An 18,444-nucleotide genomic window follows, 5' to 3' on the forward strand; every position below is an offset into this window, starting at 1 on the left:
GAAGCCGCTATTCGTTGAAGTGACCCTGCCACTGTTCAATATGGTACCGAGCTTCATCCAAGGTTCTGAACCAATGCCGATTCAGGCACTCGTTCCTAAACTTACCTTTAAGGCTTCCCCAAAGGCATTCTGTCTTAGTTTACCTTGTTGAATATCGCTCAGGCGAAGACCTTTGGTTTTGCTCCAGAAGAACATCGGTTTGCTAGTAAGTTCAATGCATTCTCGCAAACAATCGATTCCGGCTGACTGCGAGTCTATGTTATCTGAATTAAATAGTGTACCTTGCTGAACTGAAATTGACACTGAAATCGTAGGACATTTATGCGTTACCACTACAAATAAAGAAGTCAAAATGAAGTGCTATCACTTATAGTTCTAGGGTGACCCAAGCCCCTCGAAAACCTGATCCGTTTTCTGGCCTTCGCTTTCGACAACAGAATTTGGGTTAGACCAAACTCTATCAGCCATCTTAGTAGTGGCAACACCGATGACCGCGCCAAACAGTGCTGATACAACAGCGACAATTATCGCGTCAATATTTCTTTTAAAGAAGCCAGGACAATGCTCTCGATGCAACGGACGAACTAGTGAATAACGCCAGAGATGTATAAATGCGACGTAGAGTACCCATGAAAATGTCAAAGCCAAAACAGACAAATAAAGGAAATCATATGATTTGAGTAGCGGCAGATGGAAAGAGTTAGGGATAACGATCGCACTACCTACCACCCACGCGTACTGGTAAAGAATTTTAGGTTTTCGCTGACAGCGACTAAGAATTAAGTCCATCTTGACGAAAAGACCTGACGCTTGTATCTCTCCAGGTGAAGTGATTAGCTATCACTGTAACCGAGAAGTGAGTGAGGACGGGCCTGACCGAAGCTTTAAAAGCTGATTGGTAGATTGTCCCCTTGCTTCAATATCTCATTAACTGAATGGTATCCAAGCGCCTTCTATGAAGTGACGCTGAATGAGAAAGGGGAGTACAAAGAGATGATGCAATACGTTGGCGTTGATGTGAGCAAAGAAAAAGTCGACGTGTGCTGGTTACGCAGCAAAGATAGCGAGTCCGGTAAGACAAAGATTAAAACAAAAGTCTTTAAGAACAGGGACTTTGAAATTATTACCAAATGGCTGAAAGACACGATTGGCGAGGACTTTAGCAATATCGTAGTTGTGTTAGAGCCGACCGGCGTTTATCACGAAGGCTTAACTTATTTCCTGCACGAAGCGGGTCTGCAGGTCTGCATTGGCAATCCGAGTGACGCCAGGGCGTATGCTAAATCGGTTGGATTTAAACATAAAACAGATAAAGAAGACGCTAAAGTGCTGGCTTATTACGCCTCTCACGAGCCTCGCAATCTAAAGGTGTGGGAGCCAGAGCCACCCCTGGTTCGTGAGCTGAAAGCGATGCTAAGACGCCTGGATGCTCTGGACAAAGACCAGCAGCGTGAAATTAACAGGTTAGAAGCCAGTGAAATCAGTGGTGCTTCGCTGCGAGTTACAGATTCAATCCGAGGCATGATTGACGCATTAGAAGAGGAAATACAAAGGCTTAAACAAGACATTGATGACCGGATTAAGAAAGATCCGGTGCTAGCAAAGAACCGAGAGCTGCTGCAGAGCATTAAAGGTGTTGGTGACGTACTAAGTCGTGAAATGGTCGTGTTGTTTGCAGCAAAGAAATTCTCCGACGCTAAGCAAGTCGCGGTATACCTAGGCCTAACACCGGTATTTAGGGACTCTGGTACGCAAAAAGGTAAAACCGTATTGAGCAAGCTGGGCCCGGCCAGAATACGCGCGAAGCTCTACATGGCAGCGGTGGTCGCAGGCCAACACAACATGGATATTAAGCGCCAAAAACATCGCTTAATCGCCAATGGTAAAAGCAAAATGGCCGCTCTTGGCGCGGCCATGCGAAAGCTGGTTCAAATCTGCTATGGCGTGGTGAAGAACCAGCAAATGTATCAACCCCAAACGGTTTAGCAACCGGTTGAGGTCGATGTGGAGAGATGGTATCTACCAGTTCACTCGATGAAACATAAATTCGAGCCCAGCGATGGTACAGCTCAATACTTAAATAGGGACTCCTAGCTGTTATCTTTATATTGGACGGACTTCTACCCCTACTAACCTCAATGAACTCATTAACAGACTCATATCTGACATCCTCTGCAATAAGCTCGATCTCGGAACAACTTTTAAGTTTAACAAGCAGATCTTCGAGGTCACTAGCCCACATTATGAGAGGGCCATATTCTTTAATTTGTGGTTTATCTAGCTTTTGCATTGAAAATTGACTCCTTCTATCCTCACCCTTAAAAACTAAGACTCAGGTCACCGGAGAGTTGGAAATAACGCAGAAAATCCATCGAAGTAAACCAGCTGATTAAAAAACATCCTCAATAGATCTCTTCATGTTTGATTCGAGACCTTACATTTGTCAGCTATTATTCAACAAACTCTTGACCTTATATTTAACATTACTGGAAAACCTACCTGTTTCAAATTCTAATTCTGGCAGTCTTGAAAATTCGATGAGATACTTGACGGGTTTCTGGCCATCAATTTATATATTGAATCATATTCCATCATTACGTTTCGACAATATTACTGATATTTAAAAACGAGTTCATCGTCGAATAAAACTACGTTATTCAAAAAATTGTCACTTAACTCATCTTTATTTTCTAAATATACAGGATACAATTTAAAAAAGTAGCTCGCCTGATGCTAAATTACATCTTGTGATATTTTTCTATTGATGTTTCGTACTCTTGCAAACAAGCATAAACATCCAATAGAGCATTAATTTTTCTTTCATAAATTGAAGAATACCTAAAGATTCCCAATTCAAAACCAATGCTCCTTGAAATGGCTAACGCTTCAATAACCGGTGCAGCTTTGCTGCATCCGGCGCCGAAGGCGCGAAGTTGATTGACTTGTTAAACGTTTTTCTTGCCATGAGTCAACGGAATGCCCGCCCATTCGTTTTGCTTCTTTTCATGCATTACGCCTTGTATGACTACAGGTTTGTTTGTTGGTGAGGTTACCTCGACCAAAAAAGGAAACCCGGGAACTGTTCCTTTTTCGACACCAATGAATTGCCCGTTGTATGTCTTTCCATCATTTAGAGTAATATTTTCATGGAATCCAGTATTACACATGTTTCCTGACTTATATTGGAAGTTGACATCAGACTTATCCATATTGGTTAGAAATATATAATGCGAAATTGGCTCTAGGTAATGTTCAGCGTGAATCTCTACGAATGTCGAGCTGCCCTCAACATATTGATATGCTCGGACATTTGAAAATTGCTGTGGGCCAGAATTAAACGTATTACGACCTGAAAGGACATCTACGACTTGTCGAATCGCAACTTCTAAACCGTTGCCAAATAAATCTATATAGAGGCTTTGCATGAGGAGAGGGGGCATTAAACAGTCATCGAGTTTAACAGGAATTATTTTGGTATCCCCACTTGCAGCTTTCATTACCGCATTTTGCCACTCAAGCTTGACCATGTTGCTCCGCAAGCTGTTCTTCGAAACAAAAAAAGGAAAAGTTTGCACTCACCTAGACCTTCATTCATTTTGTCTACGATGCCGTCACCGGGCTGCATAGACCAAGAATCGTAAAAAACATTATCTTGACCAAAGGCATCACGCAATCTCAGTGCTACCTGCTCTACTATGACTTTATCCTTGTGATTGTGTGATACGAAGATCAATGGGATTCTCCTTGTTGTGAACATTTAACCTTTGTATAGTGCGCCAGCACGCTTTGCCCACACGGCTTTTCGAGCGGTATCGAAGTCAGATAATTGATATAGCGAGGATTTCGTTATGAGGAGGCTCTTTCCCTGAGGAAACAAACTGAGCATGCTCGTTTTGCTATGTCGCTATGCCTATTATCCCTAGCGTACGTTATTATTATGTTATTGACCATATTAAAATTAATCCCTACCCGCAACTCCGAAGCGTGCGCCCTGCTTCGGCTATGCGCGCAGTGCCAGCAGATGGTGAATAAGCCAGGGTGACCACAACCTGTCAGTCATCTCTTTAAAAAGGGCTGGTGCAGTGACCATGACACGGCTCGCCGGTCACCGGATGTTGAAAATATAAATCGCTGGCGTGCAGTAGCAATCGATCTGCCAGCTGTTGACTGGTTGCGCTGTGATATAAATCACAACCAAGAATGGGGTGGCCCATAAAAAGGCTATGGATTCTTAGCTGATGCGTGCGGCCGGTCTCAGGGGTGAATTCCACCAGGGTCCGCTGCGGTTGAGTGAGCCGGTCTATGACACGGAAGTGACTGGTTGCCGCCTTGCCTGTGCTGCTGCAAATTTTAACCCGCGGAAACTGACTTTTATCTTTAGCGATAGGCGCGCTGATGACGCCCTCGTCATCCTTCACCCACCCTTCCAATATCGCGAGATAGCGCTTTTGCACTGTCCCGACCTGGAACTGATGATTAAGGTGCTGTGTCGCCTGCTGGTTGAGGGCAACCACCATCACACCTGAGGTGCCAAAATCGAGCCGGTGCGGTAATTTAGCCTCGCAAAACGGAGGGCTAACCCCTGGCTGACCATTTACCAGTCGATAATGTACCGAGTCGAGGTTACGTGGGTTTTTACCGGATAGAGTAAGCAGGCCCGCAGGCTTGTTAATCAATAAGATGGCTTCGTCCTGGAATAAAATATCCACAAACGCATCGCAGGCGGGCGCGATAAAGTCATCAATACTAGTTGCAGCCCCCAAAAAACCTCCGAAACGTAAAAACGAACCATCATGGCTAGAGCAGTTACAGCGCTAAAGCGCGCTTACCCTGCCAACGACGCCACACTATAAAACTCCCGCCGGTCAGATACATTGCCAATGAATACATGGCAGCAGGCAGTGCAATGGTGCCGTCATTGAGCACGGTGGAGGCAATTAGAATCGCCAGGGTGGAGTTTTGTATGCCCACTTCAACGGTAATAGACGCACGTTGACGGTCATTAAGGTTGAACCACACGGCCAACATAAAGCCGACTGCCATCATCGCCACATTTAATAACAGCGCAGTCGGCCCTGCACTCACTAACTGGCCGAGTAAGCTGTCGCCCTGCTGATACAGGATAATGATGATCAGCAGGCCTAAAAATATCGCGCCAAAGGCGCTAATTTTAGGCTCTAAACGCTGCGCTAGTTGTGTGCGTATAGCACGCACCAACATGCCGAGGAAAATGGGCAATAAGGTAATCAGAAAGAGTGTCAGCACCATGCGTGCGATGGGTAATTCGATTGGTACTTCAGTATTCTTAAATACGGCAAGTGCCAGGCCCACCACAATCGGAATTGTGATGATGGTCAGCACGCTGGTAATAGCGGTCAGGGTCACCGACAACGCAAGATCGCCGCGCGCATGGTATGCAATTAAATTCGACGTGGTGCCGCCAGGGCAAGCTGCCAGTAAGACCAGGCCGACTGCCAGCGCTGGCGTGCCGAGAAACAACGCCGCAATGAGAAAGCCCATCGCCGGTAACAACACCATTTGACCTAACAACCCTATAGCCACTGCTTTGGGGAATTTCACTACACGCGCGAAGTCCTGGCGCTGCAAGCTAAGGCCCATACCAAACATAATAATAAACAGGCTTAGCGGTAATACTAACTGCGAAAAAATACTACTGGTCATAGTGTCGGCTGGCGGTTATTGATTTTATGAGACCCACCATAGCGGATTGAGAGCTAAAAGGCGACCAGGGTAAATGCATGGCAATGATTCACCATCAGCATCTGACTGCCGCCTACATTGGAGCTCGCAAACTGTTGTTCTTCAGGATGCAGGCATCGCTGTAATAGCTCCTCATAAATGAGTTGCCCCTGCACATCAAAAACAGCCAATGCAGAACGCTGAGAGGTAGGTCGCAGCGTCATCAGTACCGCCAGATACTCGTTGTCATGCCACACCACGGGTTGAACCCTGATGAATGATACGTAGCTTATTTCAGGCTTATAGGAAATGGGTTGTTGCAGAAACGGCACACGAATACTAACCGCCCGATCAGCATCGATTGTCAGCGTCGCCTGTTCTGAATTCCAGTTAAACGCATGAGGCCAGTTCCTTTGCGTCGGGCGCATCTCGCTGAGCTCTGGTCCCCCAGGGCTGAGTGTTTGCCTGACAAGGCCTTCTGAATTTAAGATAACCCGCGGTTGCCACCGCTCGGCAACGACCTGCCCCACCTGAGTGCCAAAGTGATAACCCGTGGCCGCTCCGGCTATGGTTAACGCTATCGCAGCAATACTAAATTTCAACGCAGATACTGACGGAGGGCCGCCTAACTTAGCGTAAACACGCATCAGTATACGCCCTAAAAGGTTTCCTACGCCCCACAACACAACCAACACCAACAAAAGGAAAATAGAGCCAAGCGCCGCCGTTGAACTCAGTGGCACATGCTTATTAACGATGGAACCCTCGCGAACCGAAAAGCTCAGCACCAGCACGACAGGAAGCAAGCCAACGAGGCGTGGCAAGTATTTTTGCAGCGATATCGCTGATAATGCAGTGTGTTTCATAATCACAACCTTATCTGGAGAGTTCCCCCGGGAGTACTGCTCACTTTACCCCGTGTATGCAGCCGTAACTCGCTATTTTAATCCATTGCCTTCCGCCGCTACGGGGCGCACACTGCCCTGACCAACTAACTAATTAAGCTACAAAATAAAAGGACAAGATTATGACTCTGCACATCACTCTTATTCCGGTACTCTCCATCATAGCTGGCATTCTGATATTGATTAAGCCTAAGCTGCTTAACTATGTTGTGGCTATTTACCTTATTGCTATCGGCGTCATCCAAATTTTGGGGCTGTAAATCAGGCAAGCGACCCGGGGCAGTTTCTCGACAGTCCTTAAGCCTATGAACGACGGAGCGGCGCCACGTTAGGAACCGCTCCGTTTTTTTAGCTCTCTTTCACGGTGATCTTTGCGATGCTGGCCGCGCTACCTCGCAGTGCTGTTTGGCTTTTTGCCCAGGCATCCTGCTCGATGGAGAACATGCTCCGCAACCAGGCCAGTGTCAAACGCCGGGTTGTTTCCAATGCCTCGGGATCTTCTGCCTCGGTCTCTCGTGCGTCTAGCCCGGCGACTCCGCCCAGCCCATGGCCCACACCATTGATCGTCAGCAGAGCATCAGCCCCCGGCGCATCATAAAAGGCATCCGCGTGCCATTCGGGGCCGCGCGGCGTGAAATGGGGATTATCCTCCGCACCGCAAACTACAAGCGTCGGCAATTCGATAGCGCTAAAGTCCACGTCGAAAAAGGAAAACCGCGAGGCATAGTCGGGCATTAAATCGGCACCGCCGCGGCCCGGAGTCGCCAATAGCATGCCGGCGCGGATGCGCGGATCGGAGAAACTCTCACCCTGCAAACTACCGCCAAGTAGCAGACTGCAGGTATGCCCGCCGAAGGAGTGACCCGCTACGGCTATCCGCTCGTGGTCCAGTCGCCCTGCGAGAGCTGGAGCCTGTCGCTCAATTTCAGCCAGTTGGTCGAGAATAGCGCGCATCTCGGCCACGCGCTCGCGCCAGAAGAAAGGGCCTTCAGGCAGATCGGGGTTAAGTCCGCCAACCCGTGAACTGGCGTGTGTCGGCTGAATCACAGCGATGCCGCGTTCGGCCCAGAACTGGACGAGTGGAGCGTAACCGTCCTTAGAGGGGATATAGTTCGATGGACCATAGCCGTGCGACAGGATCACGATCGGCAAGGCGTCCCCAACTGCGGGCGCGGTAAGTCGCAGTTCCAGAGGTTGGCGGTCAGGCATTTCCAGGCGGATCGGCGTGTAAGCGACTGTCATGGCGGGCTCTGGTGTTGGCAGAGCGCGGGACAGATTAATTAGTCGGTTCATTTAATAGCCTCTTTTGAAATTGCAGCTGCGGTGGCGATGGTCTGGCCAAAGCCCGACGAGGTGCCAGTGATGAATAGAGGGGGCATATCTGATCTCCTTGTTTGATGAACAGGGATAGTATAAATAGTGATTTCCGTGCATTCTATATACAAAAGTCCGCAATAATTCATTAGGAGTCCAAAAGTATGCTTAATGCTAGTGATGATCCCCTCTCAAGTGTGGTCACCCTGCTCAAACCGGCGCTGTCTATATCAAAGATGGTCGAGGCCGGTGGCCTGTGGCAGGTCGAGCGGAAGAATATGGCAAGCCCCTTCTATTGCGCGATGGTCGAGGGGGTCTGCCAGCTTAAGGTGAGCGGTCGCACGCCGGTCACGCTGACAGCTGGAGACTTCGTCCTGATCCCGGATTTGCATGACTTTAGCATGACCAGCGAGGTGCCCCCGGAACTGAAGAGCCCCGGTCAGCCGCTTGAAATCGGGCCCGGACGAGTTCGCCTCGGCCCGGCGGACGCCCCGGTGGAGATGCGCGCCCTGGTCGGGCATTGTCGCTTCGAAACGCCCGCACGCGATTTGCTGGTGTCACTGCTGCCTGAGATGATCCATATCAGCGGGCACGAGCGCCTGATGGCTTTGGTACCGGCGATCCACGATGAGACCCGCGCCGACCGGCCGGGTCGGGAGCTTATCCTCCAGCGGCTGCTGGAGGTGTTGCTTATTGAGGCACTGCGCTCGGAGCCTGCCATAGACATGCCGCCGGGGCTGCTGCGGGGCCTGTCCGATCCGCAACTGGCCACCGCCTTACAGCGCATCCATTCGAATGCAGGGGGTGAGATTTCTGTCGCTGGGCTGGCGAAGGACGCAGGCATGTCCCGCTCCGGTTTCTTCGAGAAGTTTCGCAAGGAAATTGGACAGGCACCGATGGAATACGTAACGGCCTGGCGCATGGCCATCGCCAGGACCCTGCTGCGCCAGGGCAAACTTAACAACACGGAGATCGCGCTGCGGGTCGGTTACGGAAGTGCCAGCGCCTTCGGGATGGCATTCGTCCGGCACGAAGGCCTTTCTCCCGGTGCGTTTGCAGGTAAACGATGACGTTAGCGATAACCATCCAGGCGCCCTAAGATACGAGCCGCTGAGGTTAGTCAATCCCAGGCATGCTGATATAACCAGGCAGAGCCTTGATGCGCTCGACCCAGGCCTCAATAGCCGGGTATTGTTCCAGCGTCACGCCCCCTTCCCAGCCCACTGCAATATAGGGATACACCGCACAATCCGCGATGGTTGGTCGGCCTAATGCCAGCCATTTATGTTTGCCCAGGTGCTGTTCAATCAACGATAAAACCTGAGTGCTGACTTCCAGCGCGCGTTCTTTGTTTAGCGAGGCCCCAAATTTGTCAATTAGACGCGCTGCGTTAGGGCCACTATGAATCTCATTGGCAGCCGTCGACAGCCACTGCATCACCTCACCCTGTTGAGCTGCACCATCCGGCCACCACTGATTGCCGCCATATTGACGGGCCAGATAGACCAGAATTGCCTGCGAATCTCGCAGTACAACCTCACCGTCGCTAAGCACTGGTACCTGACCCCAGTGGTTTAGATCAATTAATGGTGAGCGTTTATGTTCACCAGCGGCAACATCCACTGATTCCAGTTCCAGATTAATGCCTGCCAGAGCAGCGAACAGGCGAACTTTGTAGCAGTTACCGGATACATCCAGATCGTATAATTTCATGGTTTAGTCCTTGATTAAAGTTGGTCTTCGGGCACTAGCTGATTGAACTCCAATACGTTCCTGTCAGGGTCGCGAATAAACAAAGTGATTCGACGTGGCCCAAGTCGGTGAATCCCCTCGGTAATAGGTATGCCCGCCTGCTCTAGCCAGTCTTTCAGCGCATAGAGATCATCGACAATAAATGCAGGATGAGTCACGCCGGGTAGCTTTATCGGCTCATCCAGCAACACGTTGCGGCCGTGGTGTAACTTTGTCGCGTTGTAGATTAGATTAATGCGCACACCATCCGGTGATTCCATCTCATTGGCTTCGTACTTCTCAAAACGGCGCACCTCTTTGAATCCAAGCTGCTCGTAGAATGCCACCGCCTGCTGGCGGTCACTTACCCGAATGCCAACATGGTCGTATTGACGAATGGGCTGCGGTTGCTTCATTGCTGACTCCTGGTGGAAATAGTGTTGCGCCAGTAAACGCCATTTAGCAGATTCAATAAATGCCGCCAGCCTGATATGATTATTCAGCTTTTTGCACAAACCTGATATCTGACGCTGCGGTCCTTACACTGCGATGGTGCCTGCCGATGGACAAACTCAAAGCCATGACTACTTTTGTCGCCATTGTTGACGAGGGCAGTCTGTCTGCTGCTGCAGATAAACTGAACCGGTCCCCTGCTGCGGTGGTGCGAACTCTTGCTGCTCTGGAGCAGAACCTTGGCGTGCGTCTGCTTAATCGCAGCACTCGTCGTATAGCTCTTACTGATGAAGGGCACGAGTACCTGCAACATTGCCGGCGGATTTTAACGGACATTCAGACTATGGAGTTCCAGCTCGAAAGCCGGCGAGCGGAGCCCGCGGGTAAATTGTCGATTACCGCACCGGTAACCTTTGGCCGCTTGCATATAGCGCCACTGCTGAACCAGTGGTTAAAGCAAAACCCCGCCATGCGGGCCGAATTAATTCTGCTGGATCGGGTCGTGGATGTGATTGAGGAGGGCTTTGATTTAGCTCTGCGGATTGGTCACCTGGCGGACAGCTCACTAGTGGCACGACAGATTGGCAGCACACCCTATATACTCTGCGCGAGCCCAGCGTTTATCGAGCAACACGGAGCACCCAGCCACCCACAACAACTGTCAGACTGGCCGACAATCTGTTTCGCGCCATCCGGTGAAGTATGGCAGTTTCAGGTGGACGGAGCGCTCTGGGAGCAGCCAGTAACCCCCATCATCAGCGCCAACCAGATTGATACGGAGCTGGCTGCGGCCCGGGACGGACTTGGCATCTGCAGGGTACTAGGTTATCAGGCCCAAGAGGATTTAGACCGGGGTGCGCTGGTGCCAGTACTAACAAAATACAACCCCGTTCCCCTACCCGTTCAGTTCGTGTTTCCCCACAGTCGCTTGCTGTCGTCCAGAGTGCGACAATTCCTGGATTCAGTGGTCGAGCCCCTGCAGAAACGTTTAAATACTCTGCCCGACCAACGTTAGTGCTCTTTCTCCTCTGATGCTTGGGAGCCAGCTGTATCTGCGACGTAGGCACCACGCTCGCCCATCGGCTTGTCGTCGCCGACCGTTGAGTCGAGTTCGGTTTGGTGCTCCATTTCAGCGTTTATTTCGGCTCCTAGCAGCACCACAAAAGCGCTGATATAGAACCAGAAGATAAGAATAATCACGCTGCCGATAGCGCCGTAGGTTTCATTGTAATTGGAGAAATTTTGTACATAGACAGTGAAACCGATAGACGCCGCCAGCCATAGCAATGTCGCAATAACCGCCCCTACGCTGACCCAGCGCCATTTGGCATTCTCTCTATTGGGGGCGAAGCGGTAGATGCATTCAAGTACAAAAATTAACAGCATTGCCAGAATGGGCCAGCGCAGCGTCCGCAGTAGGGTTTCCAACGCGTCGCCCATAGGTATCACTCCAAGCACGATGGGCAGCAAAATGGCGAGCAGCCCCAGAACTACAAACCCGAAAATCCCTACCACGGTAAATAAGAGCGAGAGCAGCAACAAGCCCCAGAATGGGCGCTTTTCATGTTCATCGTAAATAATATTGCAGGCCTTTATGAGCGCCATCGCGCCCTTACGCGCTACCCAAAACCACACCAGCAGCGACGCTACCAGCGTTAAACTAAAGGTAGCACCGCCAGTTTCAGCAAGTTCGGTCAGCTGCTCGGTTATTATTTCGAATGCCTGCTCGGGCAGCAGCTGCCGCAGCGGTTCGACCTGAGAAATGATGTTTTCCGGGGATGAGAAAAGCGCATACAGCGATACTGCGACATTCAGCGCCGGGAAGATCGACAACATAATGAATAACGCCACCCCGGCTGCGAGCAGCGAAATATCGTGCCGCATCACGTTGTTCATGACTCGTTGCGCGATTTCCCACCAACCTCGCCAGGAGATCTCCCATGGCTTCCTCGCTTGGCGCCCATAACTATCGCTGGACGATGAGTCTGTTTGATTCGCCGTACCGTCATTTGGTGGCATAGAGGCTTCCTTATGTTGCTGGCGTTAGATTCTTTGCTGAAGAAAGTTTAGCAACATAATCGGAGGCTATTCAGTTAATCCTGGTCACACCCACGGTATTTTCATGCTACGTCCTTGTTACCTGGTTGCGGTCTGTTAGGAAGTTTCACGCATAAAAAGTACGCCCAAGCGATTAAGAGAACCTGCAGTGGGGTGCGTATCAGTAAATACTCAGGGCCCCATTGATGGCCGCCAAGACCAACACCGTTTAAAGCAGCATAAACATTGGCCGGAAAGAACACAATAAACACCAAAATGGCGACTTTTGCTGCAGCCTGCTGGTATTTTGGAACGAAAAGCGCGCCCCCTATTACTAACTCGATCAAACCAGTTGCATAGATAAGCTGCACCCGAAGTGGCACCCACTCAGGCAGCATTTGAACCATTCCATCGGTTTCAACGAGATGACCAATGAAAAAGTAAATAAAAGCTATGCCGAGCCCCCAACAAGCATACTTCCTGACAGCTAGCTCGCTATTGGTAAACCTCGACACTATAAATGCCACCAATAGAGGTGATGACAATAAACACAGGATAATAATTGGCGTTATCATAAGTCCCTCATAGAACCCAAAATTTGAACAACTGGTTAAATGTCAGCATTACATTAGCGTAGTTGACGTTGAATGGTCGACATACCAGACAATATTTTCAACTAAATCAAAGGGTCCGCACTACTGGCGCGTATAGTTACCTGCTCACCTGATGCTCACCTTTAAAAAATACGCCATTGTCCCAGTGCTAGCCTTCATGCCCAACGCTAGAATCTGTACGTACCCTTATTCAAGCTACGCATCATGGAAGCAAGGACGCAGTCATGTTGAGATATTTTAAATTCCCGTTCATCTATTTTACTTGTCTGTATTTCGCTACGTTTTACACCTGTGCAGCATTTGCTGCGCAAGCACCGGTGCAGCCCCAACTCGCCAATGTGTATGACCAGGACAGCGCCAACTCCGTCAGCGACTATTTGGTTAGTGAAAAATATGACGGTGTGCGGGCTATCTGGACCGGCGAGCACCTGTTGACCAGGCAAGGCAATTTGATTCCCGCACCTGACTGGTTCACTGCGCCCTTACCTGCCGGCGTATGGCTAGATGGCGAGTTATGGACACAACGTCAGGATTTCGAAGCCCTGACGTCTATCGTGCGAACTCAAACACCGGACCATGAACGCTGGCGTCAGGTACGTTATATGGTGTTTGACATGCCGGATGCGCAGCTTCCTTTTGCACAGCGCTATGCAAACTATTCGGGCTTAATCGAAAGGATAAATAGCGGGCATATCAGGGCGGTGAATCAGCAACGTTTTCACTCAAACCATGCCTTGAACGACCACCTGCAAACCGTGGTTGAAAACGGAGCGGAGGGCCTGATGCTGCACTTAGCCTCTGCACATCATCCAGGTAGAGGCCAGCCCGCTAGAAGCAACGCATTGTTGAAGTTAAAACCTTACTATGATGACGAGGCCGTGGTGATCGCGCATCTGCCGGGCCGCGGCAAATACACCGATATGCTGGGTGCGCTGCGGGTAAGAAACAACCAGGGAATCGAGTTCTCGATTGGCACTGGTTTCACTGACAGTGAACGTGCGGACCCACCACCGATCGGCAGTACCATTACCTTTAAATATCACGGCTACACCAACAACGGTCTGCCCCGCTTCGCCAGTTTCCTGCGCGTCCGGCACGATCCCGGGGATGAATGAGGAAAACAGCATGGTAAGCGTAATTGATTTGCAGTGGCTTGCTCGCTACACTGTACCGAGTTTCCGTACGTTTGAGGTGAGCCCGATGGACTCTGTAAGTGTAAACCGGTTCCGAGATAACCTGAAAGCCTTTGTAGAAGAAGCAATTAGCAACCATACCCCACTAAAAGTGACTCGTCGGTCTGGCGAAGCATTCGTGGTCATGAGCGCCGATGACTGGGAGCGGGAACAAGAAACTCTTTATGTCCTGCAGAACAGTAGCCTGATGCGGCAGCTGGCAGAATCTGCAGCTACCCATACCCAAGGCTCTGGGTACGCCCCCAAGGACGAGGAAGTCGATGAGATCACTCGTCTTTGAAGGCAGCACTTGGGCTATCTATGAACAGTTACGCAAAGAAGATAAAAAGCTGCACTTAGCACTTTGCAGACTTCTGAAGGAAATGCTTCGCGGCGACCCGGCAAAAGGAGCGGGAAAGCCCGAGCCACTCAAACATAACCTTTCCGGTCTGTGGTCTCGCCGCCTCTCACAAAAGGATCGGGTAATTTACAAATTTGACCACCACTATGTCTATATTTTCGCCATCGGTGGGCACTACGATCACAAGACTTAAATAAACACCGCCCGACAAGTTTTGTGCAGTACCATTTTCCTTACAGATTAAACATTAGCGCGCGATGAGCGGCGACGCCGGCCATCGTGCCAGAAGCTATTGCAAAGGTTCCATTTTGCATAGGATTGGACATATCACCCGCAACAAAGACGCCCTTCAACGAGCTTTCCTTAAATTCGTCTACAGCGATAAATGTTCCCATGGGGGTTTCGTTCAACTCCAGGTCCAGTGCATCAACCAATGGCGACTGTATAGTAATGGTCGGAGCAACATACAATCCCCGCAGCACGATACTGCGACCGTCTTTAAGCATGACAGACGAAAGCTGTTCACCATCACCGATAACCTCTCTAACCGGCGTCCGTTCAATCGTCACCCCGCGGTTACCTAATGTTTCTGCCTGCTCACTGCTTAGTTCGAGATTTCCCTGGGTGAAAAACGTCGTTGCCCCCCAGTCAGGGATCATGGCGGCTTGATGTGGCGACATAACGTGAGTCGCCAGCACGCCCAACGGCCCGCCACTTAACTCGTAGCCATGGCAATACGGGCAATGGATGACACTTCGACCCCAGTGAGCGTGCAGACCTGGTATATCAGGCAACTGGTCTTTTACACCGCAGGCGAGAATTATCTTCTTCGCGCGGTATCTGCTGCCTGTTTTGGTGGTAACGGCAAAGCCTTTGTTTATGGCGTTAACCGTTACCGCTTCGTCCTCCTTGTATTCAAACGTCGGATATTGCTGCAACTGGGATAACGCGACAGCGTGAATTCCAGCCGGCTGCTGTCCGTCCAGACAGAAAACGCCGTGAGACACCCGGGCGAAGCGATTGCGCGGTGTTTTAGTATCCAGTACCACCACCTTGCGATGCCCCCGAACCAAAGGCATTGCGGCCGCTAACCCAGCGAAATTTCCTCCAACTATCAGTACATCTAACATCATCAGGTGCTCCTATTATTTAAAGTAACTTTTATTGTTACATCAAAAGACAGTAAAGCACAACACATGTAACTCGAAAAGTTTCATGATAAACTCAACATAGTTTATTTCGACGGCAGCACAGGGTGAACGATGAGAAAAGACAGCAGACTATCCCGGGTCCTCCATATACTTGTGCATATGCAAGCTATCGACCGGCCGGTGACGTCCGAGCAAATGGCCGAGATGATATCGACGAATCCTGTGGTGGTTCGCCGCACTATGGCGCTTTTGCGTACAGCAAATTATGTCACCTCGACCAAGGGTCACCATGGCGGCTGGAAGCTCGCCAAGCCACTTGCGAACATTACGTTACTGGATATTCACCATGCACTTGGGGACGGAAGTATTTTTACGATTGGGTTAAGCGACGAACACACCCAGTGTGTGATTGAACAAGCCGTTAATGAGGCTCTGAATGACGTCATGAACGAAGCAGAAGCGTTAATGCTGAAGAGATTCGGTCAGATCACACTGGACAAGCTAGGGGCTGACAAAATATCCAGCTATCTAAAAGAACGCTAGAAGATGCTCGACGGTTTGTGCCAGGGCCAAACTGGCACTGCTCACTCATCCGTCTACACTTCCCCTATTACTCATTTCCAGCAAGGCGGTCCTATGCACAGTGGTTATTTGCGAACAAAATGGGCCTCTCCGCGTCGCATTCGCTTTTGGCTGCTGGTGCTGCTTAGTCTCTACACCCTGCTTGGCTTCTTCGCTGTGCCCTGGGCCGTTCACTACGTTGCAACGAACACGGCTGAACAAGACTTTGACCGCGAACTGCAAATTGAGGCGGTACGTGCCAACCCTTTCACTCTCACCCTTCGCGTCGATGGCCTTGTGCTGAACGACATCGACGAGCAAGAGCTGATTAGCCTGGACCGGCTGTCCGTGAATTTTGCCTGGGCAAGCATCATCAACAGAGCCTGGACGTTCAACAGCATTCGCCTCGATGAACCTACCATTCACGAAGAACGTTTTGAATCCGGTGAAACGCGGTTTACCCGGCTCGCTGCGGCGGCAACTGACACATCCGGCGAAGAGTCAGACGATGGGTCTGCCCCACCTGCATTGCGTGTTAACAATCTGCACGTTGAAGGCGGTGAGTTGCGCTTCAAGGACAACTTCGACATTGAAGCCGATAGCACCGAAAAAGAGAGCAACGAAACAAACGGAGACACGGATACACCGCAACAGGTGTCACTGGCGCTTGAGAATATCAGGCTGACCTTAGAAAATTTCACCCTGCATGACGACACGCGAGCCGCCCTGCGCGTAGAAGGGCAACTCGCTGACGGCGGTATGCTCGATTTTAACGGCACCCTGCAAATGGTACCCGACCCCACCCTGGAAGGTGATCTTAGTATCGATGAACTGGCACTGGCACAGGGCGCGCCTTATCTGCAGTACTTCGCCGGCGTACGGCTGGATAGCGGAGCCCTGTCGTTGAATGGCCAACTACATACAGGTGCAGAGCAACCTTTTGCATTTGAAGGCAGCGCAGGTATTCGTGAACTGCGTATCAGCCAGGGAGAGGATGATGAAACACTCATCGGCTGGGAAAGTTTACAAACCGAGCAGATTGACCTCAACATACGTGAGAGCGAGCTTGAGACCGGGGTGATTGCTGTCAATGAACTGTCCGGTCAGATCATCATTAACGAGGATAAGACCACCAATTTCGGCAACCTTGGGAAGACTCCCCCGGCCGATCCCGAAGCCAGTGCCGAAGCAAAGGACGAAGAGAGCGAGGCCGAGCCATTCAGTATCACCATTGAAGGCATTGAACTGACTGACGGCGCCATCCATTTTGCGGACAACTCGCTGCCGTTGCCCTTTTCAACCAATATTCAGTCGTTGAATGGGAACGTGTCGACTATCAGCTCTACTTCCTCTGAACCTGCACGCATAGAGCTTGAAGGTCAGGTCGAGGATTACGGACTGGCTCGTGCTGAAGGCAGTTTTCACGCCTGGCAGCCAACCCGCCAGACCACTGTAACAGTGACGTTTCGCAATCTGGAAATCCCCGAGTACTCACCTTACACCGTCGACTTCGCAGGGCGGGCGATTGCAGGCGGCACCATGGATCTTGATCTTGAATACACCATTGACAACGAGCAGCTGGACGGAGAAAACAAGCTGGTACTGCGTAATCTCGAACTGGGCGAGCAAATTGAGTCCAGCGACGCTATGGATTTACCACTGAACCTCGCCATCGCCCTGCTCGAGGACAGCGAGGGTGTAATAGATATCACGCTACCGGTAACCGGGGATGTCAGCGATCCGGAATTCGACTTCAATGCGGTTATCCGCGAGGCGATCGGGCAAGCAATTACCTCGGTTCTGGAAGCACCCTTCAGCTTCCTGGCGAACCTGATTGGCGCTGATTCAGAGGACCTCGGCCAGATTGGATTTGCGGAAGGCAGCTCAGAGCTGAGCCCTCCTCAACGCCAGCGTATCACCGAGCTGCGTGAAGCTCTTAACCAGCGCCCCGCGCTAACCCTGGAGCTTGCTGGTCCGTTCAGCCGAAACTTTGATGGTCAGGCCATCAAACGTGAAAAAGCCATCGACGCCTTACGCCAGCGTCTGGTTGACGCAGACCGCGATGTTGAAGACCCAAGCCTGACCAGCGAGGACAATCAGGACATAGTCGAAGCGATGTTCAGCTCATCCTATCCGGACAGTGACCTTGAGGCCGTGCGCTCACGGTTTACTGAGGAGCAAAATGGTTCATCGGATGAAACAGAGTTCGACGCCCTCGCCTACCGCAATTACCTGGCTGAACAAGTCATCGCCGTGCAATCCGTTAGCGATGAGGAACTGCAAGCCATTGGCAACGCCCGCGCAGCATCGATACGAGATGCATTGGTCAATTCAGACGAGGATTCCGATTTCGCAGCCGACCGCGTGCGTATAATGGAGCCCGAAGCAATCGATTCCGTGGACGACGAACTCATTGCCCTCGAGGTCGGTATCACCACGAATTAA

At 50.7% G+C, this 18,444-nt stretch carries 18 protein-coding genes and 2 pseudogenes; 9 read left to right on the forward strand and 11 right to left on the reverse strand.

Annotation, left to right across the window (positions count from 1 at the left end; genetic code table 11):
- Positions 1–7: 7 nt before the first annotated feature.
- A pseudogene (locus tag CWE12_RS13640) lies at positions 8–309 on the reverse strand (integrase core domain-containing protein); the annotation flags it as partial.
- 687 nt (positions 310–996) lie between these two features.
- On the opposite strand from CWE12_RS13640, the gene CWE12_RS02300 reads away from it, so the two are divergent.
- On the forward strand, positions 997–1,986 hold the full coding sequence (locus CWE12_RS02300; protein WP_476723722.1) for an IS110 family RNA-guided transposase: 990 nt from the start codon (positions 997–999) through the stop codon (positions 1,984–1,986).
- Between the two features lie 959 nt (positions 1,987–2,945).
- Here CWE12_RS02300 and CWE12_RS02305 read toward each other — a convergent pair.
- From CWE12_RS02305 to CWE12_RS02325, 4 genes and pseudogenes are all read right to left on the reverse strand, one after another.
- Positions 2,946–3,757 (reverse strand): annotated as a pseudogene (locus CWE12_RS02305) (toll/interleukin-1 receptor domain-containing protein).
- Positions 3,758–4,064: 307 nt separating this feature from the next.
- On the reverse strand, positions 4,065–4,763 hold the full coding sequence (locus CWE12_RS02315) for an RluA family pseudouridine synthase (RefSeq protein ID WP_126788054.1): 699 nt from the start codon (positions 4,761–4,763) through the stop codon (positions 4,065–4,067).
- A 43-nt stretch (positions 4,764–4,806) separates the two neighbouring features.
- Positions 4,807–5,682, reverse strand: coding sequence for a bile acid:sodium symporter family protein (locus tag CWE12_RS02320; protein WP_126788055.1), 876 nt, complete (start codon positions 5,680–5,682; stop codon positions 4,807–4,809).
- A 53-nt stretch (positions 5,683–5,735) separates the two neighbouring features.
- Entirely contained in the window at positions 5,736–6,566 is an 831-nt protein-coding gene (locus CWE12_RS02325; protein ID WP_126788056.1) for a hypothetical protein, read from the reverse strand.
- Between the two features lie 161 nt (positions 6,567–6,727).
- Here CWE12_RS02325 and CWE12_RS02330 point away from each other — a divergent pair, with 161 nt between their 5' ends.
- The gene (locus CWE12_RS02330) at positions 6,728–6,865 is read left to right on the forward strand and encodes a DUF3096 domain-containing protein (RefSeq protein WP_126788057.1); all 138 of its coding nucleotides are present in this window, start codon (positions 6,728–6,730) and stop codon (positions 6,863–6,865) included.
- An 88-nt stretch (positions 6,866–6,953) separates the two neighbouring features.
- Here the strand turns inward: CWE12_RS02330 and CWE12_RS02335 are convergent, their stop codons facing one another.
- On the reverse strand, positions 6,954–7,652 hold the full coding sequence (locus CWE12_RS02335; protein ID WP_198675664.1) for an alpha/beta hydrolase family protein: 699 nt from the start codon (positions 7,650–7,652) through the stop codon (positions 6,954–6,956).
- A gap of 431 nt (positions 7,653–8,083) precedes the next feature.
- Between CWE12_RS02335 and CWE12_RS02340 the strand changes: the two genes are divergently transcribed.
- Positions 8,084–8,989, forward strand: coding sequence for an AraC family transcriptional regulator (locus CWE12_RS02340; protein WP_126788059.1), 906 nt, complete (start codon positions 8,084–8,086; stop codon positions 8,987–8,989).
- Positions 8,990–9,035: 46 nt separating this feature from the next.
- On the opposite strand, the gene CWE12_RS02345 is transcribed toward CWE12_RS02340, so the two are convergent.
- Positions 9,036–9,632, reverse strand: coding sequence for a glutathione S-transferase family protein (locus CWE12_RS02345; RefSeq protein WP_126788060.1), 597 nt, complete (start codon positions 9,630–9,632; stop codon positions 9,036–9,038).
- 14 nt (positions 9,633–9,646) lie between these two features.
- Entirely contained in the window at positions 9,647–10,066 is a 420-nt protein-coding gene (locus CWE12_RS02350) for a VOC family protein (protein WP_126788061.1), read from the reverse strand.
- A gap of 146 nt (positions 10,067–10,212) precedes the next feature.
- Between CWE12_RS02350 and CWE12_RS02355 the strand changes: the two genes are divergently transcribed.
- A complete protein-coding gene (locus CWE12_RS02355) occupies positions 10,213–11,118 on the forward strand; it encodes a LysR family transcriptional regulator (protein ID WP_126788062.1) in 906 nt (301 codons plus the stop codon).
- Here the strand turns inward: CWE12_RS02355 and CWE12_RS02360 are convergent.
- Both CWE12_RS02360 and CWE12_RS02365 read right to left on the reverse strand, forming a co-directional pair.
- Positions 11,115–12,122, reverse strand: a complete 1,008-nt coding sequence (locus tag CWE12_RS02360) for a YihY/virulence factor BrkB family protein (RefSeq protein WP_126788063.1) — start codon at positions 12,120–12,122, stop codon at positions 11,115–11,117. The two genes, CWE12_RS02355 and CWE12_RS02360, sit on opposite strands and share 4 nt — an antisense overlap.
- Positions 12,123–12,223: 101 nt before the next feature.
- Positions 12,224–12,715, reverse strand: coding sequence for a DoxX family protein (locus CWE12_RS02365; RefSeq protein ID WP_126788064.1), 492 nt, complete (start codon positions 12,713–12,715; stop codon positions 12,224–12,226).
- 263 nt (positions 12,716–12,978) lie between these two features.
- Here CWE12_RS02365 and CWE12_RS02370 point away from each other — a divergent pair, with 263 nt between their 5' ends.
- The 3 genes from CWE12_RS02370 to CWE12_RS02380 are packed head-to-tail and all read left to right on the forward strand — an operon-like array spanning position 12,979 to position 14,480.
- The gene (locus tag CWE12_RS02370) at positions 12,979–13,869 is read left to right on the forward strand and encodes a DNA ligase (protein ID WP_126788065.1); all 891 of its coding nucleotides are present in this window, start codon (positions 12,979–12,981) and stop codon (positions 13,867–13,869) included.
- Positions 13,870–13,879: 10 nt separating this feature from the next.
- Entirely contained in the window at positions 13,880–14,227 is a 348-nt protein-coding gene (locus CWE12_RS02375; protein ID WP_241984114.1) for a type II toxin-antitoxin system Phd/YefM family antitoxin, read from the forward strand.
- A complete protein-coding gene (locus tag CWE12_RS02380; RefSeq protein ID WP_126788066.1) occupies positions 14,208–14,480 on the forward strand; it encodes a Txe/YoeB family addiction module toxin in 273 nt (90 codons plus the stop codon). The genes CWE12_RS02375 and CWE12_RS02380 overlap by 20 nt, the downstream gene beginning before the upstream one ends.
- Before the next feature lie 40 nt (positions 14,481–14,520).
- On the opposite strand, the gene CWE12_RS02385 is transcribed toward CWE12_RS02380, so the two are convergent.
- On the reverse strand, positions 14,521–15,420 hold the full coding sequence (locus CWE12_RS02385; RefSeq protein WP_126788067.1) for an NAD(P)/FAD-dependent oxidoreductase: 900 nt from the start codon (positions 15,418–15,420) through the stop codon (positions 14,521–14,523).
- Positions 15,421–15,549: 129 nt separating this feature from the next.
- Here CWE12_RS02385 and CWE12_RS02390 point away from each other — a divergent pair, with 129 nt between their 5' ends.
- Together CWE12_RS02390 and CWE12_RS02395 are read left to right on the forward strand one after the other, a co-directional pair.
- On the forward strand, positions 15,550–15,981 hold the full coding sequence (locus CWE12_RS02390; RefSeq protein ID WP_126788068.1) for an Rrf2 family transcriptional regulator: 432 nt from the start codon (positions 15,550–15,552) through the stop codon (positions 15,979–15,981).
- A 93-nt stretch (positions 15,982–16,074) separates the two neighbouring features.
- Positions 16,075–18,444, forward strand: coding sequence for a DUF748 domain-containing protein (locus CWE12_RS02395; protein ID WP_126788069.1), 2,370 nt, complete (start codon positions 16,075–16,077; stop codon positions 18,442–18,444).

This window comes from Aliidiomarina sedimenti (assembly GCF_003986955.1).
GTDB classification, from domain to species: Bacteria; Pseudomonadota; Gammaproteobacteria; order Enterobacterales; family Alteromonadaceae; genus Aliidiomarina; species Aliidiomarina sedimenti.

Coding starts and splice junctions, on each gene's coding strand:
- CWE12_RS02300 (WP_476723722.1), top strand. CDS start 997: ATGCAATACGTTGGCGTTGATGTGAGCAAAGAAAAAGTCGACGTGTGC.
- CWE12_RS02345 (WP_126788060.1), bottom strand. CDS start 9,632: ATGAAATTATACGATCTGGATGTATCCGGTAACTGCTACAAAGTTCGC.
- CWE12_RS02325 (WP_126788056.1), bottom strand. CDS start 6,566: ATGAAACACACTGCATTATCAGCGATATCGCTGCAAAAATACTTGCCA.
- CWE12_RS02380 (WP_126788066.1), top strand. CDS start 14,208: ATGAGATCACTCGTCTTTGAAGGCAGCACTTGGGCTATCTATGAACAG.
- CWE12_RS02370 (WP_126788065.1), top strand. CDS start 12,979: ATGTTGAGATATTTTAAATTCCCGTTCATCTATTTTACTTGTCTGTAT.
- CWE12_RS02330 (WP_126788057.1), top strand. CDS start 6,728: ATGACTCTGCACATCACTCTTATTCCGGTACTCTCCATCATAGCTGGC.
- CWE12_RS02320 (WP_126788055.1), bottom strand. CDS start 5,682: ATGACCAGTAGTATTTTTTCGCAGTTAGTATTACCGCTAAGCCTGTTT.
- CWE12_RS02340 (WP_126788059.1), top strand. CDS start 8,084: ATGCTTAATGCTAGTGATGATCCCCTCTCAAGTGTGGTCACCCTGCTC.
- CWE12_RS02350 (WP_126788061.1), bottom strand. CDS start 10,066: ATGAAGCAACCGCAGCCCATTCGTCAATACGACCATGTTGGCATTCGG.
- CWE12_RS02360 (WP_126788063.1), bottom strand. CDS start 12,122: ATGCCACCAAATGACGGTACGGCGAATCAAACAGACTCATCGTCCAGC.
- CWE12_RS02355 (WP_126788062.1), top strand. CDS start 10,213: ATGGACAAACTCAAAGCCATGACTACTTTTGTCGCCATTGTTGACGAG.
- CWE12_RS02365 (WP_126788064.1), bottom strand. CDS start 12,715: ATGATAACGCCAATTATTATCCTGTGTTTATTGTCATCACCTCTATTG.
- CWE12_RS02385 (WP_126788067.1), bottom strand. CDS start 15,420: ATGATGTTAGATGTACTGATAGTTGGAGGAAATTTCGCTGGGTTAGCG.
- CWE12_RS02390 (WP_126788068.1), top strand. CDS start 15,550: ATGAGAAAAGACAGCAGACTATCCCGGGTCCTCCATATACTTGTGCAT.
- CWE12_RS02375 (WP_241984114.1), top strand. CDS start 13,880: ATGGTAAGCGTAATTGATTTGCAGTGGCTTGCTCGCTACACTGTACCG.
- CWE12_RS02395 (WP_126788069.1), top strand. CDS start 16,075: ATGCACAGTGGTTATTTGCGAACAAAATGGGCCTCTCCGCGTCGCATT.